This is a genomic window from Stenotrophomonas sp. YJH_SMC_33 (assembly GCF_059372295.1).
Window position 1 is genome coordinate 151,232 of the sequence record NZ_JCAFVJ010000004.1, and the last position, 12,781, is coordinate 164,012.

The window sequence follows — 12,781 nt, forward strand, 5'->3', positions numbered from 1 at the left end:
TCGCCATGCCGCGCCGCACGGTATGATGCGGCGACCCCGGAACCTGCGATGATTGCAGCGGCCGCCCATCCGCTGATCGCGCGCGCCAGGCCCCCCTGCGCCGGGGTCGCTGAAGGTGCCGCTGAAGCCCCACTCCATGCTCGCCCCCCAAGCCCCCCTCGTGATCTGGGCAGCGGTCGCCGTTGCCACCATCGGCCTGCTCTTCCGTCCTTTCCGCATCCCCGAATATGTGTGGGCGTTGGGCGCTGCCGCCCTGTTGCCGTTGCTGGGCGCGGTGTCGCTGCACACCGCATGGGGCGCGGTGACCGAAGGCCGCGACGTCTACCTCTTCCTGGTCGGCATGATGATGCTGGCCGAACTGGCGCGGCGCGAAGGCCTGTTCGATTGGGTGGCGTTGTACGCGGTCCGGCATGCGGGCGGATCGGGGCGACGCCTGTTCGACCTGGTATTCCTGGTCGGCACGCTGGTGACGGTGTTCCTGTCCAACGATGCAACGGCCGTGGTGTTGACCCCGGCGGTCTACGCCGCCTGCAAGGCGGCGCGCGCCAATCCCCTGCCCTACCTGTTCGTCTGTGCATTCATTGCCAATGCGGCCAGCTTCGTGCTGCCCATTTCCAATCCGGCCAACCTGGTGGTGTACGGCCAGCACATGCCGCCGCTGCTGCAGTGGCTGGCGCAGTTCGCGCTGCCGTCGGCAGCGGCGATCGGTGCCACCTACCTGGTCCTGCGCTGGGTGCACCGGCGCGAGATCGCCCAGCCGCTGGTTGCCGCGCCGGCACATCGCCCGTTGACCGACGGCGGCCGGCTGAGCGCACTGGGCGTGCTGTTCACCGGCACCGTGTTGCTGGTCACGTCCGCCTTGAACGGGCCATTGGGCCTGACCACGTTCTGCGCGGGCACGCTGAGTGTGGCGGTGGTGGCGATCCGCCAGCGGCGCAGCCCGCTGCCACTGCTGCGCCACGTGTCCTGGGGCGTGCTGCCGCTGGTGGCGGGACTGTTCGTGCTGGTGGAAGCGGTGGCACAGACCGGTGTCATCCAGAGCGCGGCCAGCGCACTGCAGGCCGTGGCGCAGGCATCTCCCCGCCAGGCCAGCTGGCTGGCCGGTGGCGCGGCCGCGCTGCTGAGCAACGTAGCCAACAATCTGCCGGTCGGCCTGGCCGCCGGTTCGCTGGGCCAGATGGCCGACCTGCCCGCGCAGACCCGTGCCGCATTGCTGGTCGGCGTGGATCTGGGACCCAACCTGTCGGTCACCGGTTCGCTGGCGACGATGCTGTGGCTGGTGGCGCTGCGCCGCGAGGGCGAGCATGTCAGCGCGCTCGACTTCCTGCGCGTCGGCGCGCTGGTGATGCCGCCTGCACTCATCGCTGCGTTGTTGCTGCTGTGACCAGAATGCAGGCGGCGGCCCGGCCCTAGAAGGCCAACTGCAGACGGGTATTGAAGGTGGTGCCTTCATCCCTGCCCGCAGCACTGCCGCTGCGGTGGCGGGTCTGCCAGCGCACGGCTTCGAACATCACCCGGCTGAAATCGTTGAGGTACCAGTTCGCGCCCAGTGTCCACGCGTGGCCGGTACCACCACTGGGCAGTTCGGCATAGTCCACGTCCTCATAGCGGCCCTTCAGCTCCCACGCGCCACTGCCGCCGCGCGTCACCGGATCGGCCACCTTTACCTTGCCCCACGTGCCGGCCTTGCCCGAGTAGGACGGCAGCGCGCCCGCCAGGAACCAGCCAGCGGAGATCGCCCACGCCTCGTGGTCGCGATCATAGCGCCCGCCGGCATCGGCCCCGCGCAGGCTTCGCGTACCCCACTCGCCGGTTGCCCACGCTGGGCCGAGAAAGCCGGCCAGTTCCGCACCGTAGGCGGTGCTGCGCTCGGCGCCCACCAGCGTGCCCGGTGTGATCCTGACCAGATCGTTGAAATGCCCCGCGATGGCCGAACTGCGCACCACGCCGGTGGCCCCGGTGGGAATCTTCTCGTGGAAGGCCCATGCGCCCAGATGCACCGTGGCGTCGGCAGTGTCCAGCGGATTCCAGTGGACGCGGGTGGCCCAGGTCTGGCTGTCGTTGTCGGTGCCGGCGTTGTTGAGGTCGTTGCCGGCTACCGACAGGCTGGCATGCCAGCCCTTTCCATACACCCGCTCGGTGAGCCCGACACCGAACAGGCCGCGCTGCGGCAGCATCAGCGTGCCGACCACGTTGCGGTCCTGGAACGGCGTGTTGGACGTGCTGCTGGAGCCGTCGATACCCCGGTCGTTGAGGCGGTTGCCCACGGTCAGGTCGGCCGGCAGCCCGAACAGGCGGTGGTCCACGGTGGCGTAGACCGACTTCCACGCCACCGCGTTGTCGGCGAAGTCACCTTCCACCGCCCAGCCGAGGATACCGTAGCGGCCTTCGGCGCCCAGCCGCACCGAGCGGATCTCGGTACCGGAGATATTGCGGTCACTCACTGAGGATCCGTCGGTGCTGGATGCGTCGACGAACAGGCGTCCGCGCGGACGGAACGCCACGGCGCCATCGGCACTGCTGAACTCCGGCGCACCCTTGGCCCAGGAGACCTTCGGCAGTCTGGACTGGCTGGTTTCCAGTGCGGCCACCCGCGTTTCCAGCGCAGGCGGGGGCGGCGTTGACGGTGCGCCCGCACTGCCCTGCCCGCCCTCCACGGCACGCAGGCGCGCCTCCAACTGCTGGATCTGCAGTGCCTGCTGCTGCACCAGGCGTGACAGCTCAGCCTGGCTCAGCGGCGCGGGCAGCGAGGACGGGGACTGTGCGTCGGCATGGCCACTGGCCAACAGCAGGCCGAGCGCGACCGGCAGCGCTGCCAGCGGCAGCACGGTGGAAGGGTTCATGGGCTCTCTCTCCGGCCAGCCGGCCCCCTGGCCCGGCGCTGGCCTGTTGCGGTGGTGCGGGGGAAGATCGGGGGAGGAAGCGCACGCCGCCGGATCGGTCCGGCGGCGCGGCGGGCCGGCTCAGCGCGGCCGGTTCAGCTGGTGGCCTGTGCCTGCGCGTTGGGACGCCAGGTGATCAGCTTGTTCTCGACCACGTCCAGCAGCGCGTCGATGACCAGCACGAAGGCGGCCAGGATGATGATGCCGGCGAACACGCCCACGGCATTGAAGTTGCCCTCGGCCTGCGCGATCAGGTAACCCAGGCCCGCCGAGGCCCCGAGGTACTCACCGATGATCGCGCCGACCACCGCGAAGCCCACCGAGGTGCGCAGCGAAGACAGGATCCAGCTCGCCGCTGCGGGGAAGTAGACATGGCGCAGCAGGTCGCTGCGGCTCGCCCCCAGGATGCGGGCATTGGCCAGCACCACCGGATTCACCTCGCGCACGCCCTGCATGGCATTGAAGAACGTGGTGAAGAACACCAGCGTGACCGCCAGCGCCACCTTCGACCACAGCCCCAGGCCCAGCCACAGCACGAAAATCGGCGCCAGCACCACGCGCGGAATCGCGTTGAAGCCCTTGATGAAGGGATCGAGGATGCGTGCCGAGCGGCGGCTCAGGCCGAGCCAGACGCCGCCGGCCACACCCAGGCCGGTGCCGATGATGTAGCCCAGCGCGGTTTCGGTCAGCGTGATGTAGACATGCTGATAGAACGAGGTATCGGACAGCCAGGTCCAGGCCTGCTGCACGATCGCTGTTGGCGAAGGGAAGAAGAACGGATCGATCACGCCCAGCGCGATGCCACCTTCCCAGCCGCCGAACACGGCGACCACCAGCGCGAGCTGGATGAATTTGTCAGTCTTGGCGTGCATAGCTCTTCTCCACTTCGCCGCGCAGGCAGGCCCAGATATCGCGGTACAGGTCGGTGAAACGGTCATCCAGCTTGATTTCGGCCACGTTCCTCGGCCGTTCCAGATCCACATCGAAACTGCGCACCACGCGGCTGGCCGGGCCGGAGGACAGCACCACCACGCGGTCGCCCAGGGCGATGGCTTCTTCCAGGTCGTGGGTGATCAGGATCACCGAGCGGCGATCCTCCTGCCACAACCGCAGCAGCTCGTTCTGCATGAGGTGGCGGGTGTGGATGTCCAGCGCCGAGAAGGGTTCATCCATCAGGATCACCTTCGGCTCGACGATCAACGCCTGGGCCATCTGCACGCGCTTGCGCTGGCCACCGGACAGCTGGTGCGGGTAGCGATGCTCGAAGCCGGCCAGGCCGACCTTGGCCAGCCAAGCGTTGGCCTTGGCCTTGCGTTCGGCCTCGGGCACACCACGGAAGCGCAGGCCGAGTTCAACATTCTGGTACGCGGTCTTCCACGGCAGCAGCGCGTCCTGCTGGAACAGGTAGCCGACCGACTCCTGCACGCCGCTGACGGCACGGCCATCGATGCTGACCTGGCCCGACGACGGCTTCAGCAGGCCCGCCACGGAATTGAGGATGGTGCTCTTGCCGCAGCCGGTCGGCCCGACGATGGCAAGGAACTCGCCGTCACCCACCTGGATGTCGACATCGCGTACGGCGGTGAATTCGCCGAAGGACATGGTCACCTTGTTGATGGCGACCATGGTCTGTGCAGGCTCCAGCTGCGGCGCGCCATTGAACTGGCGCACGGTGGCATTGAGGGCCATGGGTTACCTCCGCTTACGGTTGGGCAGCCGGCGCCGCAGCGTTGGCACGCTCGACGAAGGCATTGGTGTAGGTCCGGGACAGATCGATATCGGCCTTGGCGACATCCGTGTTGAACTCACGCAGCACCTTCAGCGGTGTTTCCAGATCGGCAGGCGTGAAGTGACCGTCCCGGGTGAAGATCGCGCGCGCGTTCTCCACTGCGCGGGCATAGGTGGCGCGGTCACCGGAGACGTAGCTGTCCGGCAGCGCAGCGACGATGTCTTCAGCACTGTTGTCGGCGATGAACTTCAAGGCCATCTGCTCGGCGCGGGCGATCTTCTCGGCCGCTTCGGGGCGCTTGTCCAGGAAGCTCTGGTTGGCGTACATCACCGAGGTCGGGTACAGGCCGCCATAGACCTGGCGGGCGCCGTCGTCGCTGCGCGCGTCGAGGAGGATCCTGCCGACCTTGCGCTCGGTGATCAGGGTGGCGGCGGGATCATAGTTGACCAGCAGGTCGATCTTGCCCTGCTCCAGCGCGGCCACTGCTGCGGCGCCCGAGCCGACCCCGATCAATGAGATGCTGTCGGCCGGAATGTCGTGCTGGGCGAGGAAGTGACGGACGAAGAAGTCGGACGAGGAGCCCGGTGCGGTGATCCCGACCTTCTGGCCCTTGATGGTCTCCGGGCGCGCCGGATCGAAGGTGGCATCCTCGCGGCCGGCCATCACCAGGCCGGAGTTGCGCGAGAGCAGTACGAAGGCCACCACGTCCTTGCCCTTGGCCTGCATCTGGATGGTGTGGTCGTAGAAGCCGACGGCTACGTCGGTGGAATTGGCCACCAGCGCCTGCAGCACCTTGGAGCCGCCCTGGGCGAAGTTCTCGGTCTTCACCTGCAGGCCGACGTCCTTGAAGTAGCCCTTGGCGTCGGCAATGAAGAACGGCAGGTTGTTGAGGTTGTAGGAGCCGACGCTGATGCGCACCGGTGCGTTGTCGCTGCTGCCGGCGGCCGCGCCTTCCACGCGCCCGCTGTTGCTGCATCCGGCCGCGGCCAGCCCGGCCACGCACAGCGCGGCCATCAAGAACTGCTTGTACATCATCCCTCCCAGGAGTGAAGCATCTACGTTGTAATGGCGGGCATGCGCGTCTACGCAGGCCCGTCCGGGTTCAGATCATGCCGCTGACGTCCATTGGCGGGCTTGGGTGGCACTGGCCGTGGCGGGCGCGGGCGAAGTCGCGTACACGCGCCCCTCGAACAAGCGGCGTGCGGTGCGGACCACGCTGGCAATCACCGGCGAATCGCCCGAGCTGCGACTGAGGCCCACCTCCAGCGCCCCACTCGGATGTTCGAGGGTAATGCTGCCGGGAACGGACCGGCATCCGACCAAAGTGTGGGCCAGCGTGCCCGGCGTGACGGCGGCGGTGGCCAGGCCGACCGCGCCGGTAATGGCCAGTGCGGTGTGGCATTGGTGCGGCATGAAATAGCGCACCTGCAGATCGCCGCCCTGCTGCGCCGCCGACAGCAGCACCGGCTTGGGAATGACCTTGTTGCCGGCGTCGGCGATGCCCATGCGGGCGCCCGCCTCGATGCGCAGCGCTTCCAGCCGGCGCATGAACGCCGCGTCCGCGTTCAGTTCGGCGGGCGAGGCATCACCGCGCACGCCCAGGTCTTCGGCACGCACCAGCATCATCGGCATGGCGCAGTCCACCAGGCTGGCCGGCACGCCATTGATGGTTTCCTGCGCATGCCCGCTGGGCAGCAGCTTGCCGGTGCGGGCGCCTGCCGCATCAAGGAAGGACAGCCTGACCGGCGCGGCTGAGCCCGGCGCGCCGGCAATGCGCGTATCACCGCGGTAGGCCACATTGCCGCCCGGCGTTTCCACCGTGGCGATGATCAACTTGCCGGTGTTGACGTTGTGGATGCGCACTTCGGTCTGCGGATCCTGCGCCTGCACCAGCCCACGCTCGATGGCATACGGGCCTACGGCCGCCAGCATGTTGCCGCAGTTGGGCGAGGTATCCACCACTTGCTGCTCGACCCGTACCTGGGCGAACAGGTAGTCGACATCGGCGTCCGGGTGGCTGGAGCGGTCGATGATCGCCACCTTGCTGGTCAGCGCGTTGCCACCGCCGATGCCGTCGATCTGCAGCGGATGTCCCGAGCCCATCACTTCCAGCAGCAGGCGATCGCGTTCGGCGGTGTCCGCCGGCAGGTCGCTGGCCAGGAAGAACGGGCCCTTGGAGGTGCCGCCGCGCATGAGCACGCAGGGAATGCTGAGCAGATCGTTGGACATACGTGTGCTAGATTGATGCGTATAGGGGATGAATGACCCCTCTGTGATTCGATACTGGCATGACCCCAATTGATCTGTGAATTGCTGTTTTTTGGATGATTGATACCTGATGAGCATCAATTGCGAAATCCTCGATCTGCGTGCGTTCCTGCTGGTGTCGGAGACACGCAGCTTTCATCGGGCCGCGGAAATCCTTCACGTCTCCCAGCCCGCACTCAGCCGCCGGATCCAGAAACTGGAGCAGGCGGTGGGCTCGCCGCTGCTGGAGCGCACCACGCGCAGCGTCAGTACCACCGCTGTCGGCGAGAACCTGCTGCCACTGGTGCGCCGCATGCTGGAGGAATTCGATGGATCACTGTTCTCGCTGCGCGGCCGCGAAGACACCCGCGGCGCGACAGTGACCATCGCCTGCCTGCCGACGGCGGCGTTCTACTTCCTGCCCAGCGTGATGGCGCGTTTCCATGAAGCGCACCCGAACGTGCGCTTCCGCATCCTGGATATCCCGGCCACGGAGGGTCTGCAGGCAGTGGAACGTGGCGAAGTCGAGTTCGGCATCAACTTCATGGGCGCCAACGATCCGAATCTCGACTTCGACGTGCTGGCTGAGGACCCCTTCGTCCTCGCCTGCCGGCGCGATCATCCGCTGGCGCGCAAGCGCAAGGTGGAATGGGCCGACTTGGCCGAGCACCAGTTGATCACCGTGCATCGCACCAGCGGCAACCGGACGCTGCTGGACGGCGCGCTGGCGCGAGAGAACCTCAAGTTGAGCTGGCACTACGAAGTGACCCACCTGTCGACGTCACTGGGCATGGTCGAGGCGGGCATCGGCGTGTCGGTGCTGCCGAAGATGGCCACGCCAGATGGGGATCACCCCACCCTGGTGACGCGCGCGATCGGCAACCCGGTGGTGTCACGCACGATCGGCATCGTCCGCCGCCGCGGCGCCCTGCTCTCGCCCACGGCGGAGCGATTCCTGCAGATGCTGATGAGCCAGTGGCGTGGGGAGGCGTGAGCAGCCCCGCAGTTCACGCACCCATCCGTTCCGGCACACGGGGCGCTGACGGGGCCGCCCTTCATGACGAGGCCGCGAAGATCGACGCAATACCTGCAAGCGATCCCACGGCCACCCATGAGAGCGTGGCGAACGCAGTCAGCAGTACCTTCCGGTGGACGGCCTGCGCTTCGTTCTGGGCCTCCGACCGTCGCGCATAGGGCCTGGAGAAACCCAGCAGTTCGCCGGTGACAGTCAACACCCCCATCAGGATCAGTGCGGTCACGCAGAAGCCGAACATGGAGCCTATGAAGGCCAAATGGCGGGTGTCGCCGATAGCCGGCTGAGTCCCGGCCAGGGCTTCCACAAGTTGCCCCGTCCACCGTGCGGGCAGCCAAGCCAGGGCTGCGACAATGCCGAAGTGACTGGCCACGTTGATCCAGAACCAGGATGTGGTCTTCATGACGTCAGCGTTTCCGGTGTTGGCCAGTGGCGGGCATCGTGACGCCTGCGCCAGCCCCGCGCAACGCTGCATGGGGAAGCCGGCCAGCGGCCGGCACTACCAGGTCAATCAGCCTGCGGTTTCCAGCCCCTTGCCTGCCGCATCCATCCGCAACGAGGCCAGGTACCGGCAGTACTTGCCGACGAAGATGCCAGTGAACCCGCCCGTCAGCAGCAGGTAGGCGGCACTGAAGCCGGCACTGGCGGACAGCGACGGCGACACCGCAAACGCGACTTCGAAGCCGTACTTCACCAGGAAGGTGACCAGCAGCAGCGGCAGCAGGCTGAAGTCCGCGCTGCGCCAGAGCTTGCCGGTGCTGCGATCCAGCGTCAGCTTCAATCGATTCAGCAGCAGCCAGGCAAGTGCCGCGCCCGTGGCTATGCCGGCAAGCCACTCGCTCCAGGCGGCCAGCGACGCGCCGAAGCGATGACTGATCGACCACGCGCCCCAGACGGCGAACAGCGCGGGCACGATCGCCAGTTTGTGCAGCGAGGTTTCTGCAGGCTTCATGGCGGCGATGCCACGGGTGACCAGGAAGGCCAGGAGCAGCCAGACCCAGATCGGCGTCTGCGAGGCGAGTTGCTGGAGCATGTTCATGAGCGGTCCCCTTGATGAGTGGTGGCTGAGTGGTGGCGAGGTGCCCTCGCATTGGCGCTCACTATTCGCTTCCGCCCGGGTTGCAGCCAGTGACAGCTGTCAGCCATCGCGGATGACCCGCCGGCATGCTGCGCGTCCCCGGCAGCTGTCGGGGTGGATTCACCCGGTGCACCCTGCGCGGGCCGGCCCTCAGTCCGCGCTACCATCACCACGACGCCGCTGCGAGCCACGTGCATGTACCACGACCCTGTTCGACGTCGCCTGTGTGCGGCGCTGCTGGCCACTGGCTTCGGCCTGTCAGCACCATCGGCGCTGGCGAGCCGGGCGACGTTGGCGGGATGCGGTTCGCTGACCGCATTGCTGCAGGCCGAACGGCAGCCTGGCATGGCGGCCGTTCTGGTTGATCACGGGCGCATTGCCGCGCTGTGCACGACCGGGCGGCTCGATGACACCCGGCCTGCACCGATTGATCGCCATACCGTGTTCGAACTGGGGTCGATCACCAAGCTGTTCACGGCCCTGCTGATTTTCCGGCTCCAGCAGCGGCATCTGCTCGACGTCACCGCGCCCATCGGCCAGTACATGGAAGGGTTGCCTTCCGCATGGGCATCCACTTCGCTGCTGCAGCTGCTGAGCCATACCTCAGGCATTCCCAACTATCTGAATGAAGAAAATTTCCTGCGGTTGATGCCGACGAATCCAGCCCCCCGTGAATTGCTCGCAGAGGTGGCCGAGCGGCCGCTGGCGTTTGCGCCCGGTGCGCGGCACGCCTATTCCAATACGAACTACATCCTGCTCGGCCTGGCCATAGAGCATGCAACCGGCATGGACTACTGGCGGGTTCTGCAGGAGGAGATACTGTCGCCGCTGGGCATGCGCGATGCGGGACCGCGTCGTGCAGGCGATCGGCGCCGGGTTGCCCAGGGGCATCTGTTCCAGGATGGCCACTGGCGCGCACCACCGCCCACTGCTCCGGGCTCGGCATGGGCCGCCGGCGGCCTGCTCGCCAGCATCGACGACATGGCGCGCTTTGCTGTGGCGCTGGACCAGCATCGACTGTTGCCCGAGGCGGCCCTGAAGCGGATGTGGTGCGACACACTCCTCGCCAATGGCAGCAAGGCGGGCTGGGGGGCCGGCAGGGAAGTTTCCGATGGCGGAAAGGTAGTCGGCCATGGCGGCGGGACCGCAGGCTTTACCGGGTATCTCCGGCACCGTCCCACCGATCGAAGAACGCTCGTCGTACTGATCAATCGCGCCGGAGACATCAACCCGCAGGGCATTGCAGAGCGCCTCGACCTGGGCATGAGTCGCTGCAATGGGAGGCTTTCCAGGCCGGCGCCTTCGCTGGATCAAGCCGGCACCCGGACAACGCGATCCATGCCATGACGCAGATCATCGGCGCTGGCTGATGGAAATGCGCCGCCGGTACTGCGCCACCCACTCCAGCGACGGCGCAACACCGCCGAACGGGAAGAAATGCGGGCTGACCTGGCCATGGGCGCGGGTCAGCCCCTTCACCAGGCGATCGACGAACACCTCCGGCCCTGCCGTGCCGAGCAGGCGGCCGATCGAGATGCCGTACTTGGCGAGCATCGATGCACTGGCGCCTACGCCGCACATCGCGGCGTAGCGCAGCAGGCGAGAGACGCTGGCCGGGCCCGGCACGCCGACCAGCACCGGAACGCTGATGCCGCGCGCGCGCAGTGCATCCAGCCAGGCCAGCACGGCATCGGCATCGAAGGCGAACTGGGTGACGATCACAGGCGCCATGCGGCGCGCTTCGATGGCCTGGCACTTGCGTTCGAGTACCTGCCAGCGAGCGTCGCCGCTCATCGCCGGATGGCCTTCCGGATGCCCGCCGATACCTACGACCTTGATGCCGAAACGCTCAAGACGCCCGGTCTCGATGATCGAAGCACTGTCGGCAAACGGCCCGGCAGGCGTCGCGAGGTCACCGGCGATCAGCAGGCAGCGCTCCACCCCGGCTTCGCTGGTGGCGCGCTCCAGGAAGCGTTCAAGCGCTGTGCGTGACCCGATGCGCCGCGCGGAGAGATGCGGCATCGGCTCGAATCCGAGCGCGCGCACGGTGCGCACGGCGGCCAGGCGGGCGTCGTCATCCTCGCTGGCCAGCCAGGGAATGGAGATGACCGTACCGCGCGGGATCCGATCCGCCTCGGCGCGCAGCGCGGGCATGGCCTTCGCGCTGACTTCCAGTGAAAAGGCGTTGATGAAGGCTTCCGCGTGCGCTGAGGTACCGGCCGGCATCAGCGCGCCTCGCGTGCATTGCCGGCAAGCGGCGAGCTGTTGCGGGCCAGTTCGATGAAGGCCTGCAGGTAGTCGATACCGGTATCGGCCTCGCGCGCGCCCAGGTAGATCTGCTTGGGGATGCCCTTGGCGCCCAGGCGCACGGGCACCACGTCCATGCGCGTGGCGTACTCCTCCACCAGCCAGCGCGGCATGGCAGCCACGCCGCGGCCGCTGGCCACCATCTGCATCATGATGTCGGTGGTTTCGATGGCCTTGTGGCGCCGCGGCGTGATGCCGGCCGGCAGCAGGAACTGGTTGTAGATGTCCAGGCGCTCGAACGGCACCGGATAACTGATCAGCACTTCCTGGCCGAGCTGGCGCGGCTTTACGTGGTCCACCTTGGCCAGGGCATGGTTCCCGGCCACCACCAGCACCTGTTCGTAGTCGAACACGGGAATGAACTTCAGGCCCGGCTTCAGCAGCGGGTCGGGGGTAACCAGCAGGTCGATCTCGTAGCCGAACAATGCGCCGATACCGCCGAACTGGAACTTCTGCTTGACGTCCACATCCACGTCCGGCCATGCCGCCAGGTAGGGCGAGACAATCTTCAGCAGCCACTGGTAGCAGGGATGGCACTCCATGCCGATGCGCAGCGCGCCACGCTCGCCCTGCGCGAACTGGCGCAGGCGCTCCTCGGCCAAGTCCAGCTGCGGAAGCACCCGGTTGGCCACTGCCAGCAGGTACTGTCCGGCCTGGGTCAGCCGCAGGCTGCGACCCTCACGCAGCCAGACCTCGGTACCCAGCTGCTGCTCCAGCTTCTTCATGCTGTGGCTGAGCGCCGACTGGGTCAGGTTGAGCACGCCGGCGGCGGCGGTGAGCGAGCCCTGCTGCTCGACCTGCTGCACGATGCTGAGGTGGATGCGCTCCAGCATGACGATGAATCTCACTCATGGATAGGTGAAGTAATACCATTTTACGTCATGGAAAGGCATGACTAGGATCGGGTCATGCCTTCATCCCACCGCCCTCTCCGTATCGTCGCCGTGTCCGGCGGACTGCAGCGCCCCTCGCGGGCCACCCTCCTGGCCGAGCATCTGCTGGGCGTGATCGGCAACGACGTCCATTGCGAACACCATCTGATCGAGCTCGGCGAGCTCGCCCCGCAGCTGGCCGGCGCCCTGTGGCGCTCACAATTGCCCGAGGCTGTCGAGCGCCAGCTGCTTGCCGTCGAGCAGGCCGATGTCCTCGTGGTGAGCACGCCGGTCTATCGCGGCTCGTACACCGGGCTGTTCAAGCATTTCTTCGACTTCATCCACCAGGATGCGCTGGTCGACACCCCCATCCTGCTGGCCGCGACCGGCGGCAGCGAGCGCCATGCGCTGGTGATCGATCACCAGCTGCGGCCGCTCTTCAGCTTCTTCCAGGCCCGCACCCTGCCGCTGGGCGTCTATGCCACCGACCGCGATTTCGCCGACGGCCGCGTGCGCAACGAACCGCTGATCGAGCGCGCTCGACTGGCGGTCCACCGAGCCATGCCACTGCTGGCCCTGGCCCGCCATCCCGTCGCCGCCCTCGAGGCTGCCGCAGCACCCTGAATGCCGGAT

Annotated in this window: 13 protein-coding genes; 4 read left to right on the forward strand and 9 right to left on the reverse strand. The window is 67.1% G+C overall.

Annotated elements, in window-relative coordinates; translation table 11 throughout:
- Positions 1-136: 136 nt before the first annotated feature.
- On the forward strand, positions 137-1,384 hold the full coding sequence (locus AC5P9W_RS09020; RefSeq protein WP_188249889.1) for an arsenic transporter: 1,248 nt from the start codon (positions 137-139) through the stop codon (positions 1,382-1,384).
- A 25-nt stretch (positions 1,385-1,409) separates the two neighbouring features.
- Here AC5P9W_RS09020 and AC5P9W_RS09025 read toward each other — a convergent pair whose 3' ends face one another.
- The 5 genes from AC5P9W_RS09025 to AC5P9W_RS09045 all read right to left on the reverse strand — a co-directional run bounded on the left by AC5P9W_RS09025 (position 1,410) and on the right by AC5P9W_RS09045 (position 6,840).
- On the reverse strand, positions 1,410-2,843 hold the full coding sequence (locus AC5P9W_RS09025; protein ID WP_197575026.1) for an OprO/OprP family phosphate-selective porin: 1,434 nt from the start codon (positions 2,841-2,843) through the stop codon (positions 1,410-1,412).
- Positions 2,844-2,977: 134 nt separating this feature from the next.
- Positions 2,978-3,754, reverse strand: coding sequence for an ABC transporter permease (locus tag AC5P9W_RS09030; protein WP_005409726.1), 777 nt, complete (start codon positions 3,752-3,754; stop codon positions 2,978-2,980).
- On the reverse strand, positions 3,738-4,571 hold the full coding sequence (locus AC5P9W_RS09035) for an ABC transporter ATP-binding protein (protein ID WP_014647218.1): 834 nt from the start codon (positions 4,569-4,571) through the stop codon (positions 3,738-3,740). The genes AC5P9W_RS09030 and AC5P9W_RS09035 overlap by 17 nt, the downstream gene beginning before the upstream one ends.
- A gap of 13 nt (positions 4,572-4,584) precedes the next feature.
- Positions 4,585-5,643 carry an ABC transporter substrate-binding protein gene (locus tag AC5P9W_RS09040; protein WP_111098466.1) on the reverse strand — a complete coding sequence of 353 codons (1,059 nt, stop codon included), beginning with the start codon at positions 5,641-5,643 and terminating at the stop codon, positions 4,585-4,587.
- Between the two features lie 75 nt (positions 5,644-5,718).
- Complete coding sequence (locus AC5P9W_RS09045) at positions 5,719-6,840, reverse strand: 4-oxalomesaconate tautomerase (protein ID WP_021202386.1); 1,122 nt, start codon at positions 6,838-6,840, stop codon at positions 5,719-5,721.
- A gap of 109 nt (positions 6,841-6,949) precedes the next feature.
- On the opposite strand from AC5P9W_RS09045, the gene AC5P9W_RS09050 reads away from it, so the two are divergent.
- The gene (locus AC5P9W_RS09050; protein ID WP_010485668.1) at positions 6,950-7,852 is read left to right on the forward strand and encodes a LysR family transcriptional regulator; all 903 of its coding nucleotides are present in this window, start codon (positions 6,950-6,952) and stop codon (positions 7,850-7,852) included.
- A 61-nt stretch (positions 7,853-7,913) separates the two neighbouring features.
- On the opposite strand, the gene AC5P9W_RS09055 is transcribed toward AC5P9W_RS09050, so the two are convergent.
- Complete coding sequence (locus tag AC5P9W_RS09055; protein WP_019337724.1) at positions 7,914-8,294, reverse strand: hypothetical protein; 381 nt, start codon at positions 8,292-8,294, stop codon at positions 7,914-7,916.
- A 108-nt stretch (positions 8,295-8,402) separates the two neighbouring features.
- Positions 8,403-8,930, reverse strand: coding sequence for a DUF6622 family protein (locus AC5P9W_RS09060; protein ID WP_021202385.1), 528 nt, complete (start codon positions 8,928-8,930; stop codon positions 8,403-8,405).
- Between the two features lie 234 nt (positions 8,931-9,164).
- Here AC5P9W_RS09060 and AC5P9W_RS09065 point away from each other — a divergent pair, with 234 nt between their 5' ends.
- Complete coding sequence (locus AC5P9W_RS09065) at positions 9,165-10,316, forward strand: serine hydrolase domain-containing protein (protein ID WP_495219088.1); 1,152 nt, start codon at positions 9,165-9,167, stop codon at positions 10,314-10,316.
- A 6-nt stretch (positions 10,317-10,322) separates the two neighbouring features.
- Here AC5P9W_RS09065 and AC5P9W_RS09070 read toward each other — a convergent pair whose 3' ends face one another.
- Together AC5P9W_RS09070 and AC5P9W_RS09075 are read right to left on the reverse strand one after the other, a co-directional pair.
- A complete protein-coding gene (locus AC5P9W_RS09070; RefSeq protein WP_021202383.1) occupies positions 10,323-11,195 on the reverse strand; it encodes a methylenetetrahydrofolate reductase in 873 nt (290 codons plus the stop codon).
- Positions 11,195-12,109 carry a LysR family transcriptional regulator gene (locus AC5P9W_RS09075; protein ID WP_021202382.1) on the reverse strand — a complete coding sequence of 305 codons (915 nt, stop codon included), beginning with the start codon at positions 12,107-12,109 and terminating at the stop codon, positions 11,195-11,197. The genes AC5P9W_RS09070 and AC5P9W_RS09075 overlap by 1 nt, the downstream gene beginning before the upstream one ends.
- 75 nt (positions 12,110-12,184) lie before the next feature.
- Between AC5P9W_RS09075 and msuE the strand changes: the two genes are divergently transcribed.
- Entirely contained in the window at positions 12,185-12,772 is a 588-nt protein-coding gene (gene msuE / locus AC5P9W_RS09080) for an FMN reductase (protein WP_021202381.1), read from the forward strand.
- Positions 12,773-12,781 lie beyond the last annotated feature (9 nt).

Bases quoted from the DNA above. Each gene is read 5' to 3' on its own strand.
- AC5P9W_RS09055 (WP_019337724.1), bottom strand. From the start codon at position 8,294: ATGAAGACCACATCCTGGTTCTGGATCAACGTGGCCAGTCACTTCGGC.
- AC5P9W_RS09070 (WP_021202383.1), bottom strand. From the start codon at position 11,195: ATGCCGGCCGGTACCTCAGCGCACGCGGAAGCCTTCATCAACGCCTTT.
- AC5P9W_RS09035 (WP_014647218.1), bottom strand. From the start codon at position 4,571: ATGGCCCTCAATGCCACCGTGCGCCAGTTCAATGGCGCGCCGCAGCTG.
- AC5P9W_RS09065 (WP_495219088.1), top strand. From the start codon at position 9,165: ATGTACCACGACCCTGTTCGACGTCGCCTGTGTGCGGCGCTGCTGGCC.
- AC5P9W_RS09050 (WP_010485668.1), top strand. From the start codon at position 6,950: ATGAGCATCAATTGCGAAATCCTCGATCTGCGTGCGTTCCTGCTGGTG.
- AC5P9W_RS09060 (WP_021202385.1), bottom strand. From the start codon at position 8,930: ATGAACATGCTCCAGCAACTCGCCTCGCAGACGCCGATCTGGGTCTGG.
- AC5P9W_RS09030 (WP_005409726.1), bottom strand. From the start codon at position 3,754: ATGCACGCCAAGACTGACAAATTCATCCAGCTCGCGCTGGTGGTCGCC.
- msuE (WP_021202381.1), top strand. From the start codon at position 12,185: ATGCCTTCATCCCACCGCCCTCTCCGTATCGTCGCCGTGTCCGGCGGA.
- AC5P9W_RS09045 (WP_021202386.1), bottom strand. From the start codon at position 6,840: ATGTCCAACGATCTGCTCAGCATTCCCTGCGTGCTCATGCGCGGCGGC.
- AC5P9W_RS09040 (WP_111098466.1), bottom strand. From the start codon at position 5,643: ATGTACAAGCAGTTCTTGATGGCCGCGCTGTGCGTGGCCGGGCTGGCC.
- AC5P9W_RS09020 (WP_188249889.1), top strand. From the start codon at position 137: ATGCTCGCCCCCCAAGCCCCCCTCGTGATCTGGGCAGCGGTCGCCGTT.
- AC5P9W_RS09025 (WP_197575026.1), bottom strand. From the start codon at position 2,843: ATGAACCCTTCCACCGTGCTGCCGCTGGCAGCGCTGCCGGTCGCGCTC.
- AC5P9W_RS09075 (WP_021202382.1), bottom strand. From the start codon at position 12,109: ATGCTGGAGCGCATCCACCTCAGCATCGTGCAGCAGGTCGAGCAGCAG.